General features: G+C 68.5%; 18 protein-coding genes and 2 pseudogenes. 4 read left to right on the plus strand and 16 right to left on the minus strand.

Annotation, left to right across the window (positions count from 1 at the left end):
• Positions 1 to 14: 14 nt before the first annotated feature.
• Positions 15 to 794, plus strand: coding sequence for an arsenite methyltransferase (arsM, locus tag GD748_RS18405; RefSeq protein WP_152196703.1), 780 nt, complete (start codon positions 15 to 17; stop codon positions 792 to 794).
• A 229-nt stretch (positions 795 to 1,023) separates the two neighbouring features.
• Here arsM and GD748_RS18410 read toward each other — a convergent pair whose 3' ends face one another.
• The 7 genes and pseudogenes from GD748_RS18410 to GD748_RS18445 all read right to left on the minus strand — a co-directional run bounded on the left by GD748_RS18410 (position 1,024) and on the right by GD748_RS18445 (position 6,817).
• On the minus strand, positions 1,024 to 1,398 hold the full coding sequence (locus GD748_RS18410; RefSeq protein WP_152196704.1) for a VOC family protein: 375 nt from the start codon (positions 1,396 to 1,398) through the stop codon (positions 1,024 to 1,026).
• Between the two features lie 394 nt (positions 1,399 to 1,792).
• A pseudogene (locus tag GD748_RS18415) lies at positions 1,793 to 2,362 on the minus strand (DapH/DapD/GlmU-related protein).
• A 76-nt stretch (positions 2,363 to 2,438) separates the two neighbouring features.
• Complete coding sequence (locus GD748_RS18420; protein WP_152196705.1) at positions 2,439 to 2,753, minus strand: monooxygenase; 315 nt, start codon at positions 2,751 to 2,753, stop codon at positions 2,439 to 2,441.
• A 2-nt stretch (positions 2,754 to 2,755) separates the two neighbouring features.
• Positions 2,756 to 3,139, minus strand: coding sequence for a YybH family protein (locus GD748_RS18425; protein ID WP_152196737.1), 384 nt, complete (start codon positions 3,137 to 3,139; stop codon positions 2,756 to 2,758).
• Positions 3,140 to 3,671: 532 nt separating this feature from the next.
• Positions 3,672 to 4,553 carry an LLM class flavin-dependent oxidoreductase gene (locus GD748_RS18435; protein WP_152196706.1) on the minus strand — a complete coding sequence of 294 codons (882 nt, stop codon included), beginning with the start codon at positions 4,551 to 4,553 and terminating at the stop codon, positions 3,672 to 3,674.
• On the minus strand, positions 4,486 to 5,505 hold the full coding sequence (locus GD748_RS18440) for a zinc-binding dehydrogenase (RefSeq protein ID WP_152196738.1): 1,020 nt from the start codon (positions 5,503 to 5,505) through the stop codon (positions 4,486 to 4,488). Before GD748_RS18440 ends, GD748_RS18435 begins: the two co-directional genes overlap by 68 nt.
• Positions 5,506 to 5,566: 61 nt before the next feature.
• On the minus strand, positions 5,567 to 6,817 hold the full coding sequence (locus tag GD748_RS18445; RefSeq protein ID WP_152196707.1) for an MFS transporter: 1,251 nt from the start codon (positions 6,815 to 6,817) through the stop codon (positions 5,567 to 5,569).
• 160 nt (positions 6,818 to 6,977) lie between these two features.
• On the opposite strand from GD748_RS18445, the gene GD748_RS18450 reads away from it, so the two are divergent.
• From GD748_RS18450 to GD748_RS18460, 3 genes are all read left to right on the plus strand, one after another.
• Positions 6,978 to 7,910, plus strand: a complete 933-nt coding sequence (locus GD748_RS18450) for a helix-turn-helix transcriptional regulator (protein ID WP_152196708.1) — start codon at positions 6,978 to 6,980, stop codon at positions 7,908 to 7,910.
• A gap of 29 nt (positions 7,911 to 7,939) precedes the next feature.
• Entirely contained in the window at positions 7,940 to 8,290 is a 351-nt protein-coding gene (locus GD748_RS18455) for a DUF2255 family protein (RefSeq protein WP_152196709.1), read from the plus strand.
• A gap of 61 nt (positions 8,291 to 8,351) precedes the next feature.
• On the plus strand, positions 8,352 to 9,386 hold the full coding sequence (locus GD748_RS18460) for an aldo/keto reductase (RefSeq protein ID WP_226921624.1): 1,035 nt from the start codon (positions 8,352 to 8,354) through the stop codon (positions 9,384 to 9,386).
• On the opposite strand, the gene GD748_RS18465 is transcribed toward GD748_RS18460, so the two are convergent.
• The 9 genes and pseudogenes from GD748_RS18465 to GD748_RS18500 all read right to left on the minus strand — a co-directional run bounded on the left by GD748_RS18465 (position 9,341) and on the right by GD748_RS18500 (position 16,495).
• A complete protein-coding gene (locus GD748_RS18465) occupies positions 9,341 to 10,396 on the minus strand; it encodes a hypothetical protein (protein WP_152816070.1) in 1,056 nt (351 codons plus the stop codon). The two genes, GD748_RS18460 and GD748_RS18465, sit on opposite strands and share 46 nt — an antisense overlap.
• 244 nt (positions 10,397 to 10,640) lie before the next feature.
• Positions 10,641 to 10,961 carry a hypothetical protein gene (locus tag GD748_RS20075; protein ID WP_226921632.1) on the minus strand — a complete coding sequence of 107 codons (321 nt, stop codon included), beginning with the start codon at positions 10,959 to 10,961 and terminating at the stop codon, positions 10,641 to 10,643.
• A 142-nt stretch (positions 10,962 to 11,103) separates the two neighbouring features.
• Positions 11,104 to 11,415, minus strand: a pseudogene (locus GD748_RS20305) (TSUP family transporter); the annotation flags it as partial.
• A gap of 93 nt (positions 11,416 to 11,508) precedes the next feature.
• Positions 11,509 to 11,988, minus strand: a complete 480-nt coding sequence (locus tag GD748_RS18475) for a hypothetical protein (protein WP_152196712.1) — start codon at positions 11,986 to 11,988, stop codon at positions 11,509 to 11,511.
• A gap of 284 nt (positions 11,989 to 12,272) precedes the next feature.
• Positions 12,273 to 12,923, minus strand: coding sequence for a nucleoside/nucleotide kinase family protein (locus GD748_RS18480; protein WP_152196713.1), 651 nt, complete (start codon positions 12,921 to 12,923; stop codon positions 12,273 to 12,275).
• Entirely contained in the window at positions 12,920 to 14,386 is a 1,467-nt protein-coding gene (locus GD748_RS18485; RefSeq protein ID WP_152196714.1) for a mannitol dehydrogenase family protein, read from the minus strand. Before GD748_RS18485 ends, GD748_RS18480 begins: the two co-directional genes overlap by 4 nt.
• Positions 14,377 to 15,351 carry a PfkB family carbohydrate kinase gene (locus GD748_RS18490; protein ID WP_152196715.1) on the minus strand — a complete coding sequence of 325 codons (975 nt, stop codon included), beginning with the start codon at positions 15,349 to 15,351 and terminating at the stop codon, positions 14,377 to 14,379. The genes GD748_RS18485 and GD748_RS18490 overlap by 10 nt, the downstream gene beginning before the upstream one ends.
• Positions 15,348 to 15,899 (minus strand): SIS domain-containing protein, encoded by a 552-nt coding sequence (locus GD748_RS18495; RefSeq protein ID WP_152816067.1) that lies wholly within the window; start codon positions 15,897 to 15,899, stop codon positions 15,348 to 15,350. The genes GD748_RS18490 and GD748_RS18495 overlap by 4 nt, the downstream gene beginning before the upstream one ends.
• Positions 15,863 to 16,495 (minus strand): orotidine 5'-phosphate decarboxylase / HUMPS family protein, encoded by a 633-nt coding sequence (locus tag GD748_RS18500; protein WP_193313020.1) that lies wholly within the window; start codon positions 16,493 to 16,495, stop codon positions 15,863 to 15,865. The genes GD748_RS18495 and GD748_RS18500 overlap by 37 nt, the downstream gene beginning before the upstream one ends.
• Positions 16,496 to 16,576 lie beyond the last annotated feature (81 nt).

Below are 16,576 nucleotides of genomic sequence, written 5' to 3' on the forward strand. Positions count from 1 at the left end.
TTGAGGAGCGGGTCATGAGCGTGAACGAGCGGATGCGCGAGCTGGTCCGCGCCAGGTACGCCTCCGCGGCACAGTCGGCGGCCACGGGCGTCTCCGCCGGGGACGACAGCTGCTGCGGGTCCGGACCGAGCTGCGGCACGCCGGGACAGGGGGCGGCATTCGGTCCGGGGCTGTACGACGTGCCGGACATCGACGGCCTGCCGCAGTTGGCAGTCCTGGCCAGCCTGGGGTGCGGCAACCCAACCGCAGTCACCGAGCTGCGCGAGGGGGACCGTGTCCTCGACCTCGGCTCCGGCGGCGGGATCGACGTCCTGCTTTCCGCGCGGCGGGTCGGCCCCACGGGCTTCGCCTACGGCGTCGACATGACCGAGGAGATGCTCGAGCTCGCACGAGCCAACGCTGCCCAGGCCGGCGCAACCAACGTCGAGTTCCGCAAGGGCACCATCGAGGACCTGCCCCTGCCCGACGACACTATCGACGTCGTCATCTCCAACTGCGTCATCAACCTCTCCACGGACAAGCCCGCCGTCCTCGCCGAGATGTATCGTGTCCTCGTCCCCGGAGGACGCGTCGGAGTCTCCGACGTCGTCGCGGAAGACGAACTCAGCCCCGCCGACCGTGCCGAGCGTGGCAGCTACGTGGGCTGCGTCGCCGGCGCCCTGTCCCGCACCGAGTACCTCGACAGTCTCGCCGCGGCCGGATTCGTCGACACCGAGGTGGAGTTCACCCACCAGATAGCCGACGGCATGCACAGCGCGATCATCCGCGCCACCAAGGTCACCCGAGCAGAGTGACCGCAACCTTTCGGCGAGGCAGGTCCGGGTGCTAGAACCTCGCATCCCTATTAAGGGTCCCTTGCCGGCCGCCTCACGAGCGTCGCGAAAACCTGGCGCCTATCGCCGCCGTCGCCATCAGTCACCTCGAACCTGTGGCAACCCCCAGCTGGGGTTCTGCATTGCCATGAGCGGCGCGTGCCCGCTGCATGGTCGAATCCCGAGCGAAGGCACGAGGTGCCGCCGCAAGTCAGGTAACCGTCCGCTGGCACACCATGAGCGGGTTGCCGTCGGGATCGCGGAACTGGAGGAACATGACGCTGCCAATGTCTTGGACCTCGGAGTCGAACTTGACACCGAGGTCGCGCAGGAATGACACGGTGACCGCCATGTCACTTGTCCAGAAGAAGAAGCGCGGCGGCCCGGACGTGTCAAACTCAGGCCGGTTCGCGTCGAGTGCTAGGCGCGTCTCGCCACTGGTAGGCAGGTCGTAGATCGTCGCGCTGTGCGTAGGCTCCGCCTCCGGTAGTCCCAGCAGCGTGGAGTACCACCGGGCGGAGCGGGCCATGTCCCGCACCGGGATGAAGACCTGACCGATTCGGTTCTCGATGGGGCTCGTCGTCACGCACGGCAACCTACCCAGCGCGCGCCGGCGATGCACTCGACCGTTGGCGACGCCTGGCAGAGCTCAGGTGAGGCGGCGTGGGAGATCACCGTCGCGCAGTCCTGTGTGGTCACCAGCGGAAAGATCCGCTGCCTCACATCCTCGGTCCCGTAAAGGGATCCGTCTGCGAGACCCCGCTGCTCATGCAGCAGACGGACGGGCTATTTCGGAGAATCGTCCAGCGGCCGGCCTAGGGTGCCACCATGAATTTTGATTTCTCGACGTTCGAGGATCCCAGTCCAGCCTGCTCTGCGGTATTTGATGCGCATCGTGCGGTTGTTCATCACCATTGTGGTCATATCGTCACCGGGCGGCACAACAAAACCTCCGCAGAACCCGCGTTGTTCGTGGAGCCCTATCTGATGAGGGTGCGCACGACACGTGCTGGCGAGCCGACGACGACTGTGTCGTCCGGCACGTCCGTGGTGACCACAGCCGCGGCCGCTACGACGGCGTTGTTCCCGTCCTGACGCACGCCAGGATCGTCGCGTTCGACCCGATCCAGACGTTCTGGCCGATGACAACAGAGGCTGGGTGCATGTCGGCGCGCCGGCTGGGGGGCGAGGTCGTGGTTGAGGGTGGCGATCACGGTGTTGTGCCCGATGAGGCAGCCGTCCCCGATCGTGATGCCGCCCAGGTTCTGGAACTTGCAGCTGGAGTTGATGAACACCCGGTTGCCGAGGGTGATGTTCTTGCCGAAGTCGGAGTGGAACGGTGGAAAGATGGTTACCGACACGTCGATGGGACGGCCGGTCAGCTCGGCCAACAGTTCACGCACGGTCGCGGGTTCGTGATATGAGCCGTTGAGCTTCGCGGTGATGCGCAGCGCCTCTTGGCTGGTGCGGTGCATGACCTCGTGGAGCGGCAAGCTTCCGGCAATGGGCCGGCCGGAGTTCAGGGCCCGGAGGAGGTCAGAGAGAGCCACGCCGGCTCCTCCCCTCGGACGGACCTGGGTACGTCCGGTGGCATGCGCGGCAGCGCCGGCACGCAGGCAATCTGGCTCAGGGTTTGTCAAGGACGGCGAAGGTCGTCTCGGACAGGTCGCGGTTGGCGGTGAACAGCTTCATGGTCGCGTCGGTGATCCCGAAGCTGCCCAGACGAGCGGTGTGTTTCTCCACGTAGCGCGTCGCCGACTCCTCATCGGCGAACAGGTACACCCCGCCGGCCTTGTCGTCCTGAGGGTTCTCCGTCCACACCTTCCAGACCAGCCCTTCCTCCGCGGCGATGTCGGCCGCGAGCTCGGCGTACGCCGTCGCTGCGTCGCTGCCGAAGGGCCCGTCGGAGGAGAACTCGACGTAGAGCAGAGTGGTGGTCATGGTCAGGCCGTCCCGAACGGGTTGTCGATGACGAAGCGCCACCCGCCGTCGGCACCCCTGCGGGCGACGTCGGAGGTGGCCCCGGCGAGGTCGACCTCGTTTCCGTCCGTAGACGTGCCCTTGATCGTCCAGTCGTAGATGAGCAGGGCGATCTCGTCCACGACGAAGCTCTGACGGAGCGTGAGGTTGATCGGCAGGCCCATCGCCACGAAGCCCTCGAGGCCCGCGCGATAGTCCTCACCGAAGACGAGCGTGCCAGGCTGCGGGACGAAGCCCGAGCCTTCCTCGGCCAGGGCGAGCATGCCGTCGACGTCGCCGGCGTTGAACCGCTCACCCCAGGCCGGGTGGAGGTCGGTGGCATTCTCGATGAACGGGGTGGTGGACATACCGGGCTCCTCTGCTCTGTACGTGTCGCGTCCGCGCACGCCCCGAGGGTGTCGCCATCTGATGTTGTCGAACCTCACGGTACTGGCGTCCTGTCCGGTCGGCTCGACAGGGCGCCCGCGCAGCGCTCGGCCATCGGCCGCGTCTGGCGCGCGCCGATTCATGAGGAACGTGGAGGTGTGGGCGACCGCGTGAGAAGGGCGTCGTGGCACGCGGCGAAAGTCGCCGCCAAGGACGAGCTGGCCGGCGCCCAGGCCGGCCACGAAGGCCGTCAGCGTCAGCTGCACGCCCGAGGCCGAGGTCTCAAGGTCACTGGTGATCTGCGGGAACGCCGGCAGATACATGTCGGTGGCCAGCGGTGAGACCGCCGAGAGCAAAGCCAACGTCCCCACGAGCAGCGCCGTGAGCCTGGGAACACCGACGAACCGTGACCTCACGGCCACCCCCGCTTCGCGGCCCGGGCCGATCTGCCGCCCGGAACTATGTGGTGACGAACGAGCTCGGGCACTGGACCGGTCCGGGCCGCTGGCCGTCTCATGGTCCGGTGCGGATCATCTCGGTGATCTCCGATTCCCACCCCTCACTCGTCGGAGACGGGCTGTAGACGAGCCAGGTGGCGCCGGCCTCGGCGTACTCCTGGGCGGGGATGCCCTCGAGCCGGTGGACCACGATCTCCCAGCCCGCACGAGGCGGGGACTCCAGGCGGGCGAGGTGCGCGGCGAGCTCGTCGGGGGTGAGATGGCGGCCGGGTGCCACAGGGGCCACTCCGTCCCAGCGCAGGGCACGGGCGAGGGGCTTACGGTTGGGCACCACGCCGGCTACCCAGATGGGTCGGCGGGGCCGCTGCACCGGCCGCGGATGGAGGTCGGCCTTGATCCGGTAGTGCTCGCCGGTGAAGTCCGTGGGTACGCGCATGAGCTGGTCGATCAGCTCGAGTGACTCATCGAGCATCGCAGCCCGAACCCGCGCATCGACCTCGTCACCCAGGTCGCCGAAGTCCCGGTCCACTGGCTCACCCAGCCCCACCCCGAGGACGGCGCGGCCGCCGCTGAGGTGGTCCAGCGTGGTCAGGTGCTTGGCCACCACGTGCGGGCAGCGGCGCGAGAGCGGGGTGACGAGCGTGCCGAGCCGGACCCGTTCGGTGACCTGGGCGATGGCGCCGAGCAGCACCCACGGGTCGAGCGGTGCCACCCCGGGGCTCCACTGAATGTGGCCACAGGAAGGCGCCGTCCCAGCCGGCCGCCTCGGCCTCGCGCGCCCAGCCCACCACGGTGGCGGCGTCGGTGAACGGGGGAACGTTGACCGCATGCTTGATGCCTCGACCATCCTTCGATTCGGTGCGTGGGGGTCAGGGGCGGATGAGGACCTTGAGGGCTTCGCGCGAGTCCATGAGGCGGTAGGCCTCGACGATGTCATCGAGCCCGAGCCTCCGGTCGAAGACTCGACCGGGCTGGATCTGTCCGGCGAGCACCTGGGGCAGGGCGGCCTCGAGGTAGCGGCGCTGGGCGGCCGGGCCTCCGGTGAGGGTGGCGTTCTTCCCGAACAGCGAGGCCATCCCGACGGGGGCCTCCTCATACTGCGGCACGCCGACCCGGCTGATCGTGCCGCCGGGCCGGAGGACGCCGTAGGCCTGCTCGTAGGCGGGCAGGTGGCCCACGGCGTCCACCACCACGTGGGAACCGTCACCGCCGGTGAGCTCCATGACCTTGGCGATGCCTTCCTCGCCGCGTTCCGGGACGACGTCGTCGGCGCCGAACTCCCGGCCCAGGTCGGTGCGGTCGGTGTGACGGCCCATGAGGATGATCCGCTCGGCACCCACCTGCCGGGCGGCGAGCACCGTCAGCAGGCCCACGGCCCCGTCCCCGATCACGGTGACCGTCTTGCCCGGGGACACCCCGCCGGTGTAGGCGGCGTGATAGCCGGTGAGATAGACGTCGGCCAGGGTCAGCAGCGAGGGCATCAAGGACTCGTCCGTGCCCTCGGGGATCACCACGGCGGTGCCGTCGGCCTGGGGAACGCGCAGCCTCTCGGCCTGCGTCGCCGAGGGGGCGCCATCGAAGAAGCCGCCGTGCACGCAGGAGGTGTTGAACCCCTCCCGGCAGTACACGCAGGTGTTGTCCGACCACGAGAACGGCACGATCACCGTGTCGCCCACGGTCAGGGCGGTGACGTCCGCACCGACCTCCTCGACGACGCCGACGGCCTCATGTCCCATCCGCCTGCCGTTCTGGCTGGGTGCCATCGAGCGATAGGGATGCAGGTCCGAGCCGCACACACTGGCGTAGGTCACCCGGACGACGGCGTCGGTGGGCTCATCGATGGTGGGGTCGGGGACCTCCTCGACGCGGACGTCGCCGGGGCCGTACATGACTGTTGCGCGCAAGATTCGTCTCTCTCTGTTCGTTTCGTGGTGCGGGATCTTTGGTATGTCAGGTTGCCGCGCTCATGACGGCTGGCGCCGTGCGCGGTGTGCGGGAGCGCTGGCTGATGGCCAGTGCACTCGTGGGGACGAGGGTCAGGGCGGCCAGGACCGTGGCCACAACGACGGGGCCAACCGGCCCGAAGCCAGATTCCAGGGCGATACCACCGACCCAGGACGCGGCCGCGGTTCCGGAGTTGAACGCCGCCACGCTGAGCGAGGAACCCAACATAGGGGCGTGACCTGCGTAGCGCACCGCCAGCGCGATCAGGACCGGGTTCGCGCCCAGGCCGAAGAGTCCGAACAACACGATGAGGACGACGGTAGGAAGGGGCGAGCCGGAGACGAGGACGAGGGCCAGCAGGATCAGTGTCGTGGCGGCGGGCGCCACGATCGTGACCGCGTGGGGACGGGTGTCACCGAGCCGGCCGCCCAGGACCGAGCCGGCGACCGAACCGAGCCCGAAGCCGGCGAGCACCGGCGCGATCAGACCAGGAGAGATGCCCGCCCGGTCGGTGAGCAGCGGCGCGATGTAGGAGTAGGCCGCGAAGACGGCACCGGTCGTAGCAGCACTGGCGCCCAGCACCAGCCACAGCCGGCCCGAGCGAAGCGCGCCCAGCTCGGAGCGGATCGAGACCGACTGGTTGCCCGGATCGTTGTGGGGGACCTGGCGCGCGATGAGCACCACCGCGGCGACGGCCAGGACGGCCAGGGCCCAGAAGATGGCCCGCCAGCCGATGACCTGGCCGGCGAACGCGCCCACCGGCACACCCAGCACGGTCGCCAACATCCCCCCGGCATTGACGATCCCCAGGGCGCGTGAACTCGCCCCTGGGCCTGCGAGTCGGGCGGCGGTCACGGCCGCGACGGCCCAGAACGCCCCGGTGGCCAGCGCGGTGACGAATCGCGCGGCCAGCAGCACCGCGAAGCTCGAGCCGATGGCGACGACCACATGCCCGAGGGCGAAAACGACCAGGGCAAGCATCAGCGTGCGGCGCTGCGGGATGCGCCGCGTGGCCAAGGCCATGACCGGCGCGCCCACGACCATGCCGATCGCGAAGACGGTGATCAGCAAGCCAGCCTGAGCAAGGCTGACCTCGACGTCGGCAGCGATCTCCGGAAGCAGGCCGGCCACCACGAACTCCGTCGTGCCCATGAGGAACAGGCCCAGCGCCAGGGCGTAGACCGCCGAGGGAAGACCGGCAGGGCCGCTGCGGCCGGTCGCGGACCGAGCGGAAGCCGGAAGGGCTTCATCGTGCATGGGAGTGCCTCGCATCGTGTCGACGAACCCGGTCAACGGACCGAGGGGCTTGCTGTCGTGATCGAGTACACCGCCCGGCACCCATGCGTGGAAGGTTGAGCTTGCGGGGGTACAAGCTCAACCCCCCTCACCCGTCGGTACGGCTCTTATCGTGGAGGCCATGGACAACCGGGCATCGATCAAGGACTTTCTCGCCAGCCGCCGCGCCCGGCTGTCCCCGACCGAGGTCGGCCTGCCCACCAGCGCCCGGCGCCGCGTCCCGGGCCTGCGCCGCGAGGAGGTCGCGGTCCTGGCCGGGGTGAGCACCGAGTGGTACACCCGCCTGGAGAAGGGCCACATCGCCGGCGTCTCCGAGGACGTGCTCGACGCCGTCGCCCACGCGCTGCGCCTGGACGACGAGGAACGCACCTACCTGTTCGACCTCGCCCGCGCCGCCCGGCCCACCCGCTCCATCCCTACTCGGCGGCGCGAGGTCGCACTGGGACCGCCCGTCCACTGGATGCTCGACTCGATCACCCTGTCAGCCGCGTTCGTGCGCGACGGGCGCCTCGACGTCATCGCCACCAACCCCCTGGCCAGGGCCCTGCACGCTCCGATGTTCGCCAGCCCGACCACCACCGGCCACGGTCGCGCGAACTTCGCGCGCTACCACTTCCTCGACCCGGACTCCCGCGGCTTCTTCATCGACTGGGACGACGGCGCCAGCGCCACCGTCGCGCTGCTGCGAGCCGAGGCCGCACGCGAACCCCACGACCGAGCGCTACGCGAACTCATCGGCGAGCTGTCAACCCTCAGCGAGGAGTTCCGCGCCCTGTGGGCGGCCCACAATGTGCGCATCCGCCACGAAGGCACCAAACGACTCCAGCACCCCGACGTCGGCGCGCTCGAGCTGACCTACCAGTCCGCCAACCTCCCGGCTCCGGGGCGGACCGTGCACGACCTGTCGCTCTACACCGCCGAACCAGGCACCGAGCACGAGGAACGACTCAAGCTCCTCGCCAGCCTGGCGGCACCCAGCCCGCACAGCCGACCAGACGACCCCGCCCGATCACGGGCCCCACGTCCGAGACCGAGAGGCACGACAGCACCGTGAGCACCTGAACTTCCGAGCAGCGGCAGTCGATCGGCCAGGCCGACGAACTGCTGCTCGCCCCGCGCCACACCGCCGAGACCCTGCGGCGCTACGTCACTATCTGGGTCGTCGAAGTCGGCGGCGACCTGTACGTGCGCTCCGCAGCCGGATCCGGCGGGACCTGGTACCGCCATGCCCGGACCACCCACGAGGGCCGCATCCGCGCAGGCGGCGTGGAAGCCGACGTCACGCTCCAGGAGGCGGGCAACAACACCCCTGACCTGACCGATGCCATCCAGACCGAGTACCACCGCATATACGACCACCACGGCCCCGACATCACCCGAGGTGCCCTCTCCCGCCGAGCGCAGAACGCCACCTACCGGCTCCTGCCTCGCTGACCCGCACCCCAGCACGCCAGCACACCGGCCTGCGGGCCGGCGACCGGCTGCTATCCCCTGAATGGAGAACGACGTCATGGATGTCTCGACTCTCACCCTGAACAACGGCGTGCCCATGCCGCGTCTGGGCTATGGACTGTTCCTCACGCCCCCACAGGACGCCGCTGAACTGGTCAGCGAGGCACTTCGTGCCGGCTACCGCCTCATCGACACCGCCGCCGCGTACGGCAACGAACGCGGCGTGGGCGAGGCGATCCGCCACTCCGGCCTCGACCGGTCGGAAATCTTCATCGAGACCAAAGTCTGGATCAGCGACTTCGGTTACGACGAGACTCTGCACGCCTTCGACAAGAGCGCGACCAAGCTCGGCGTAGACCCGATCGACCTGCTGCTGCTCCACCAGGCGCTGCCCAGCCACTTCGACCGCACCATCGACGCCTACCACGCCCTTGAACGGCTCCTCGACGAGGGACTGGTGCGCGCGATCGGCGTCAGCAACTTCATGGCCGAGCACCTGGACCGGCTCCTCGCCGAAACCTCGATCGTGCCCGCGGTCAACCAGCTGGAGCTGCCTCCGTACTTCCACCAGGCCGAGCTGCGTGCCAAGGGCGAGCAGCTCGGCATCGTCTCCCAGGGCTGGTCCCCCATCGGTGGGGTCATCAACTACGAGGACACCGCGTTCTCCAGCCCGCTGGAAGACCCGGTCATCCTCGACATCGCCGACGCTCACGCCAAGAACCCCGCACAGGTGGTGTCGCGCTGGCATCTGCAAACCGGCCGCTCCGTCATCCCGAAGTCGACCAAGCCAGAGCGCATCGCGCAGAACTTCGACGTCTTCGACTTCAAGCTCACCGACGTCGACATCACTCGCATCGACGCCCTGGCGGCGAGTGCGCTGAGGTCGTGCCGGCAACTCAGTCGGGCAACGGCGTGCGGGTCGTCGTGGAGAGCCGCTCCTTCACGTCCAGTACAGCGAGGGATCGACGCCGCCCGTGACCTCGGCAGCTCGAACCGCCCGTGCCGGAGTCGTCGTCAGGCGGCGCCGCGGGGTCAGCTCGTGGCGCGCTGGCGCCGTTCCTGCTCGCGGCGGCTGTAGGTGGCGGCACGGATCGCCTGGTCCGAGTCGAAGTTGGAACCGATGGCGCCTCCCATCATGCCCAGCGATGCGGCCAGCCATGTCAACCGCAGGTGGTCGAGAACCGATGCCGGACGATGCAGCTGGCTGGTGAGGTATTCGGTGGTGATGATCGTGAGCGCAGCCCCGAGCAGCACCAGGTAGAGCACCACGTACATCAGCGCCACGCTCAGCAGGACCGTGATGACGGTGGCGGCGTTGTCGGACCACGGGTTGCCTTGGTCGTCGATGCCGCGGTCGGTGGTCCACATGCCGTTGTAGAAGATCAGCCAGAACGACAGTGCCATGATCACCGCGACGCTGATCAGCGCGAGCCGTGCCGGCGGTAGCGAGTCCGCCATCGTCCAGATGGTGGCGTAGAAGATGCCGAACGCGCCGGTGCCGACGCCGGCCGCGCCCGTGCTGGAGAGGGCGGCCAGGAGGCGTCCGGGCCGGTTGTTGCGCACCATTCCGGCAAGGAGCCGCATCCGATCCATCCAGCTGGGCCGGATCAGGTACCGGGGGCTACCGGAAGATGTCGGCTCGGCCGTGCCGCCGGCTGCGCGGACGGCCGCGGCCGCGTCCTCGTTGCGGTCCATCAGGGAGTGGATGAGCGGCACCAGCAGGGCACGGGTGCGGGCGGTGACGCGCCAGGCGCCGAGCACCGGCAGAGAGACGAGGGCGGCGCGTGCTTCTGGGCCGACCTCGGCCAGCATCGGTTCGGTGTCGTGCCGGCGCGGCAGGTCGGTGAGGTAGACGACGGCATCCCAGCCGTGGTCCTCGAGCAGGCGCGGGGCGTGCTCGACCAGCGGGATGTCGCCGGCGGCCGTGAGCGGGAGCGTCCCGCGACTGATCTCGATCCGCCAGGTGGCCGACCCCTCGAAATCGCGCGCAAGCTCGCGGCCGAGGTCCCCCGCCAGGTGCTCGGCGACCTGCTCGGGCAGTCCCGGGTCGGCGATCAGGCCGACCGTCACGTTGCGAGGCACGATCACCTGTTTCTCCGGCTCCGTGTGCCGGGTAGCGGGTGGACCACCAAGCCTATTCTGGGCCGGCCCGACCCGCTGTCGGGCCTGAACTCGCACCCGCCGCCTCGAAGCTGCTACCGCTGGCAGGTCGGTCTCTCCGAGAGCTTCGTGCACCTACAGTTCTCTCCTTCCGTGCACTCCCCCGCCCTTCACGACCTCGTGGGCTTCCTGCGCCCTGTTACCGTGACCCGACTTTAGGGGGTGAGGCACGTCAGGAGGCGAACACACGCTCCCCTCCCCGTAGGGCGTGCTGCTCGGCACCGATGTCCAGCGGGGCGCACCGCGGGGAGGCAGCTCGGGCGGCCGTGTCCGCGAGGTCTGGAAGCAGGGTGTGGCCGATGCCGCAGCGCTCTTGGGGCACACGATCAACGCTGGAGCTGCGCCCGGAGGTTCGGGATCCGGCGACACTGCCGAGCATCGAGGCGATGGCGAAGATGGTCACCGTCGCCCAGTCCAGGTCGGTCGCTGTCCACACGCCCGCAAGGCCCGTGAGCAGCCCGCCCGTTGATCCCGCGGTGGGGACAACCAGCACCCGACCCATCGGGCCGTGACCACCGAGGCGATGGCCCACCCACATCCGGGGGCAGGCCCGGAGAGCCCGGTGGATCCGCAACCGGCTCCGTGCTCGGCGCCTCTTCGGTGACGTCGCTCCGTACCGACGCGCCGGCCGCGTGGGTTGGGCGTCGTCGTGCGTTGCGCAGCATCAGCGCCGATACCACCGCGAGCAGGCCGGCGAAGGTGAGCATCAGGGCTGCCGGATCGACGGTGGCCAACAGACACGAGGCGAGGAAGGACCGTGCGGCACCGAGCACACCGAAAGCGGCGCCGTGGGTCCAGCTGATGTTCCTCGCCCGGGCATGGGAGATGAGCGCGCCGGCCGACGTCGCGCCGACGATGGCGAGCGAGGCGGAGGCGGCGTCGTACGGGGCGTGGCGAGGCGGTAGACGAAGATCGGGACGGTCAGGATGCGACGATGCCGAGGCCAATCGTCATGCGATGGATGGTCGGCGATGAGGCCGACGAGCGGCGAGAGCGCATACATTCCAGCGACGTGCAGGCTGATCGTGATCCGATGATGGTCAGCGAGCCGCCCTGGTGGCGAGATGCGCCGGCGTCATGGTCATGATCGAGACAATCACCACCTGGGCAGTGAGTATCGCGATCACCGCGAACCTGGCTCGCCGATTCGCTCGCAGCTCCGCATGGACAGCGCGAATACGTCCCCGCTGCGCGCCGCTTGGCGTCGCCTGAGACGTTGGGGCCGGTTGCCCCAGGACAAGGAGCGGGTCCAGGCGCAGCAAGAGGAAGATGATGGGGCCGGCTAGCGCGAGCCAGATCGCCGCGATGAGGAACGCGCCGTCATAGACGGTCAGCCCGATCGCTCGGTTGAGGATCTCCCCCGGCACGCCGAGGTTGGGGCCAAGGACCGAACCCAAGGTCCCCACCCAGACGACAAGGGCGAGCGGGCGAGCCTTGTGGTGGGGTTCGGCAAGGTCCGTCGCGGGCGCGACACCGACGCCCACGGTGCCGACGATCTGGGTGATGACTAGCACGAGCATCGTGCGCCGTTGGATGGCCCCGATAGCCGAAGGTCTGTCGCGGACGCGGATCGAGTGGCTCCGCTACTTCCCCGGGCTGGTCATAGCCCCGCAACTGGACAGATCTCAGCCCGTTCGCCGCCCTCGACAAGTTGCGGCGGCTCGTCCTCCGACACGTCGTCGGCACCCGACCGCTGAACCGCTGATCGCGCCAGCAAGCCAGACGGCATGTACCCCTCAACGGCGGGCCGGTTTACATGATGACGGCGGGCTGATTACTACTGGCCGGGAGCATTTAGACGCTGCTACGCCGGCGGCGTTGGCCACCCACCAACGTCGATCACGCGGTCGGCACGGCGCTTCGTGGTTGCAATCAGTTTGGCGTTCTGTTGGTCGCTGCCATGTGCATGTTCGTGAGCCGAAGCCGGGTCTCGACCGAACTCCATGTGTCGGGCGATGAGTCGATCGAGCCGGGTATCCTCGTCTAGCTCCACGTACCAGCAGTCCGTCAGCATCTGGCGGATCCCCGCCCATGGCTCGTGGTCTACGAGCAGATAATTGCCCTCCACCACTACGAGGGGGATGTCGCGGGGTACGGCGATCGAAGCGGCGATTGGTTCCTCGATCTCGCGATGAAACGCCGGTGCGTACACGACGTCCTCGTCAGCTCGATGCAGCCGCTGCATTAGGCGGGCGAATCCGCCGGCGTCGAACGTGTCGATGGCGCCCTTGCGATCTGTCCGGCCAAGCCGTTCCAGCTGGCACTGTGCGAGGTGGAAGCCGTCCATCGGCACCACCATTGCGTTGGCGCCCACAGCCTCAACGACCTGCCGGGCGAGTGTGGATTTTCCTGACCCCGGGGGCCCGACGATGCCGAGCATCTGGCGTTCACCGGTAGCGGCCAGTTCACGGGCTCGCGCCGCTAGTTCATCGAGGCCGTCGTGGAGTGCCGTCATCGCAGCTGACGCAGCGCGGCGCGAGCGCCACCGGTGTGCATGGCGTTGAGGGCCTTGAGGTACGGCTCGACGAAGGCCGGCTGGTCGGCCAGGTCACCGAAGATGGCGCGGTTACGCAGGAAGGCGAGAGGGTCGGTGTGTTGTTCACTGGCCCGGCTCATCAGTTCTTCACGCAGGGGGTCGCGCACGTCGATCTGTTCGCCGTTCTCGCCGACGCCCTCTGCGTAGCGAGCCCAACTGGCGACCACGGCGGCACACACTTCGACCGATCGTCCGTGCTGGAGCTGGGTGAACGCGGCGGGCAGGAGAAACTTCGGGATGCGGTCGGAGGTGTCCTCGCAGATGCGCGTCAGGGAGTCGCGGATCTGGGGGTTGCCGAACCGCTCGAGGACTGTGCGCCCGTAGGCATGGAAGTCCGTGCCGTGAATGGGTGTGAGAGTCGGGATGGCCTCGTCGTCGATGTAGCGCAGAAGCATGGCTTGGATATCGGGATCGGCGATCGCCTCGTGCACGTACTCGTGTCCTAGCAGGGTGCCGAAGTAGCACAGCGCCTGGTGAGTGCCGTTGGCAAGGCGCAGCTTCATCAGCTCGTAGGGGACGACGTCAGGCACGACCTCGACTCCGGCCTGTTCGTAGGGTGGCCGGCCGGCTACGAAGTTGTCCTCGAGGACCCACTGACGGAACGGTTCAGCGGTGACGGGCCAGCGGTCGGTGAGGCCGTACTCGTCGAGCAGGTGCTGGCGATCGGCGTCGACGGTGCGGGGGGTGACGCGGTCGACCATGGAGTTGGGGAAGGTGAGGTGGTCCTCCATCCATTTCGCCATCTCGGGTTCCTTCGCCTGTGCGAAGCCGAGGAAGGCGGCGCGGGCGACGTGGCCGTTGCCTTGGACGTTGTCGCAAGACATGATGGTCACGCCGCCGAGGCCCTCGGCCCGGCGTTTGCGCATGGCCTCCAGCACGAGGCCGAAGGCGCTGTTCAGCGGCCGGTCGGCGGCGAGGTCGGCGCGGACGAGGGCGGAGTTGCCGAGGAACTCACCGGTGAGGTCGTCGACGTCGTATCCGCCTTCGGTGATGGTCAGGGACACGATCCGGGTGGCAGGGTCGGCAAGGCGGTCGATGACAACATCGGGGTCGCCCGGGGCGTGGTGGTACCGGTGGATGGCGCCGATGACGCGGCTGTCCCACTGCCCGTCGGCGGTCTTCTCGGTGAGGGTGTACAGCCCGTCCTGCGCTGCCAGGGCGTCACGAATGTCAGTGTGGTCGGGAATGATGCCCACCCCCGTCACCGCCCAGTCATGCGCATCGCCCCGATTGAATAGGTCGTCGAGGTACAGGGCGTGGTGGGCGCGATGGAAGTGCCCGACGCCGATGTGCACGATCCCGGTACGCAACTGGCTGCGGTCGTAGGACGGGACGGTGACGCGGGCAGGTACCTGCGGCAACGTGGCGTTACTCAGTTCCATCGGGAGATCTCCTTGGTGCGTGAGGCAAGCGGTGTGGCGGGCGCGGGGCTGCGCGGTAGTAAGGGCCCGGTGACCTGGCAGGTGGCCCGGGCCAACGCCATGGCGTCCGTCAGGGCGCGATGCCAGTCGCTCAGGTCTTGGCCTGCGTTCTCGGTGACCAGTTCAACGAGGAGGCGGGCGAAGACGGCGTCACCGGCGCCCATGGTGTCGACGACGGGGCTGTTTAGTGAGGCGGCAGGGACGTGGAGGGAACCTTTGGTGGTGTGCACCGTGGCACCGTCTTCGCCGTCGGTGACCACGACGGCGGCGGTGCCGGCCGAGCGGAGTTGAGGAACGGCATCGTCAGGACTGGGGAAGAGCAGTTCGATGTCCTGCCGGCTCGCTTTCACCAAGGTGGCGACCTCAGCCAGGCGTAGGACGTTGGCGCGGTAGCGATCCCGGTCGCCGAGCAGGGTTGGCCGTACGTTTGGGTCGACGGCCAGCGGAAGGTCGCAAACATGGGCCACGTTGATGAGGGCTTCCACCTGGTCGGCATCCCCCAGCGGGAAGGAGCTGACGGCCAAGGCGCGGGCGGTGCGCAGCTGGGCGACAGCATCCGGGGGGTAGGTGTACTGGCGATCGTGGACGGCGGCAGAAAATGCGTAGTTGGGTTCGCCGTCGATCCGGCGTGATCGAGCAGTTCCCGATTCGGGCCCGCTGGGCAGGGCGATCACTTCCACAGCCTCGGCGTCCAGGGTCTCCCGGAGCCACCGCCCGGGATCGTCGGGCGCAGCGGGATACGCAAGCTGCGCCCGCATGCCCTGGCGGGCAATGCCGATGGCGACGTTGAGCCCGGCGCCACCGGGGTGCCAGCTCTCGGTGGCGTCGTCGTCCTCAACGATGTCGACCAGCGCATCCCCGATCACAACGACGCCGTCGCGGTCCTTGAGCCCTTTGCCGGTGCCGCGCTCATGCCCGGTCGTCACAGGAAGTTCGTGTGGTTGTACGCCATCGTCTCGGCAGGGACGCCGCGGCGGTGCATCTGGTCGAGAACGATGCTGTCCAGCACGATAAGAGCGGACTCTTCGAACAGGGTCCCGCCGAACTGGGTGCTGCCGGCTACGGGTAGGACGAGGGCGGCGTCGGCGACCTCACGCAAAGGGCTGGAGTCTTGGTGAGTCACCAGGAGAACCTTGGCTCCCTCCGACTTGGCGACCTCCGCGAAGTTCAGGCTCACAGGCGTCTTGCCGCTGCCGGAGACCAGCACGAGGGTGTCGCCGTCACGGACGGAGGGTGCGGTGGCCTCTCCGACGAAATGCGCGGGTAAGCCCATGTGCATGAAGCGCATGGCGACCATCTGAGCGGCCAGCCCGGACCGGCCCTGGCCGGAGAAGAACAGGCGGTGCTCACTGTTGAGGGTGTCGAAGTGCTGCGCGAAAGTGTCGTACTGGGCCAGGTCAAGATCCTTACCCACGCGAGCGAGTTCAGTGGTGGCGATCAGCCACGCGCCTGCGCGACCGTTGTACTCAGCCACGATGCCTCCTTCTCAGGGTTTGCTGCTCCGGTGACGCTGGAGCCGATGACGATGACGTCGGGGGCGACGGCCAGTACCTTCTCCAGGTTGGTGCGGCCGATGCCGCCGGCCAGGGAGACGCGGCAGCCGCGCTGGCGTCGGTCGGCGACGCGCGCGATGTGATCCTCGGTGCCGTTGCCGGCCAGGCGGGCATCGGACGGGGCATGCAGGGCGAGCCACAGCTCGTCCTGGTCGAGGTCGGCCAGTGTGGCGACGTCGAAGGTGCCGTCCAGGATGGTGTCGAAGATGACCGTGCCGCCGTGTGCGCGGGCAACCTCCAGGGTCGCCGTCCGGGTGGCGGGGCTCGCCTGCGCGAGCACGGTCATCGCCGAAGCACCAGCACCGAAGACCATTGCCGCCTCGAGCGCTCCACCGTCGACCGTCTTGGTGTCGGCGAGGATCTCCGCCCCGCCGCTGAGCTCGGCGACGGTGGTGATCGCGGTCAGGCCGAAGCGTTTGAGGACCGGGGTGCCGACTTCAATGATGTCGAAGAACGGCGTCAGGCGAGGGACGAGCGCGAGATGTTCCGGCGCGTCCAGGGCCAACTGCAGGCGCACTGGTGCTCCCTTTCGTGGATTGTGGGTCGGTCGGGTCCGCCGTCGTGCGGTGACGTGGTCGCCACCGTCGGCCCGGGTGCG

The organism is Georgenia subflava, from assembly GCF_009193155.1.
Taxonomy (GTDB): Bacteria; Actinomycetota; Actinomycetes; order Actinomycetales; family Actinomycetaceae; genus Georgenia; species Georgenia subflava.

Coding starts and splice junctions, on each gene's coding strand:
- arsM (WP_152196703.1), top strand. CDS start 15: ATGAGCGTGAACGAGCGGATGCGCGAGCTGGTCCGCGCCAGGTACGCC.
- GD748_RS18420 (WP_152196705.1), bottom strand. CDS start 2,753: ATGACCACCACTCTGCTCTACGTCGAGTTCTCCTCCGACGGGCCCTTC.
- GD748_RS18425 (WP_152196737.1), bottom strand. CDS start 3,139: ATGTCCACCACCCCGTTCATCGAGAATGCCACCGACCTCCACCCGGCC.
- GD748_RS18435 (WP_152196706.1), bottom strand. CDS start 4,553: ATGACATCGTCGAGGCCTACCGCCTCATGGACTCGCGCGAAGCCCTCA.
- GD748_RS18440 (WP_152196738.1), bottom strand. CDS start 5,505: ATGTACGGCCCCGGCGACGTCCGCGTCGAGGAGGTCCCCGACCCCACC.
- GD748_RS18445 (WP_152196707.1), bottom strand. CDS start 6,817: ATGCACGATGAAGCCCTTCCGGCTTCCGCTCGGTCCGCGACCGGCCGC.
- GD748_RS18450 (WP_152196708.1), top strand. CDS start 6,978: ATGGACAACCGGGCATCGATCAAGGACTTTCTCGCCAGCCGCCGCGCC.
- GD748_RS18460 (WP_226921624.1), top strand. CDS start 8,352: ATGGAGAACGACGTCATGGATGTCTCGACTCTCACCCTGAACAACGGC.
- GD748_RS18475 (WP_152196712.1), bottom strand. CDS start 11,988: ATGCTCGTGCTAGTCATCACCCAGATCGTCGGCACCGTGGGCGTCGGT.
- GD748_RS18480 (WP_152196713.1), bottom strand. CDS start 12,923: ATGACGGCACTCCACGACGGCCTCGATGAACTAGCGGCGCGAGCCCGT.
- GD748_RS18485 (WP_152196714.1), bottom strand. CDS start 14,386: ATGGAACTGAGTAACGCCACGTTGCCGCAGGTACCTGCCCGCGTCACC.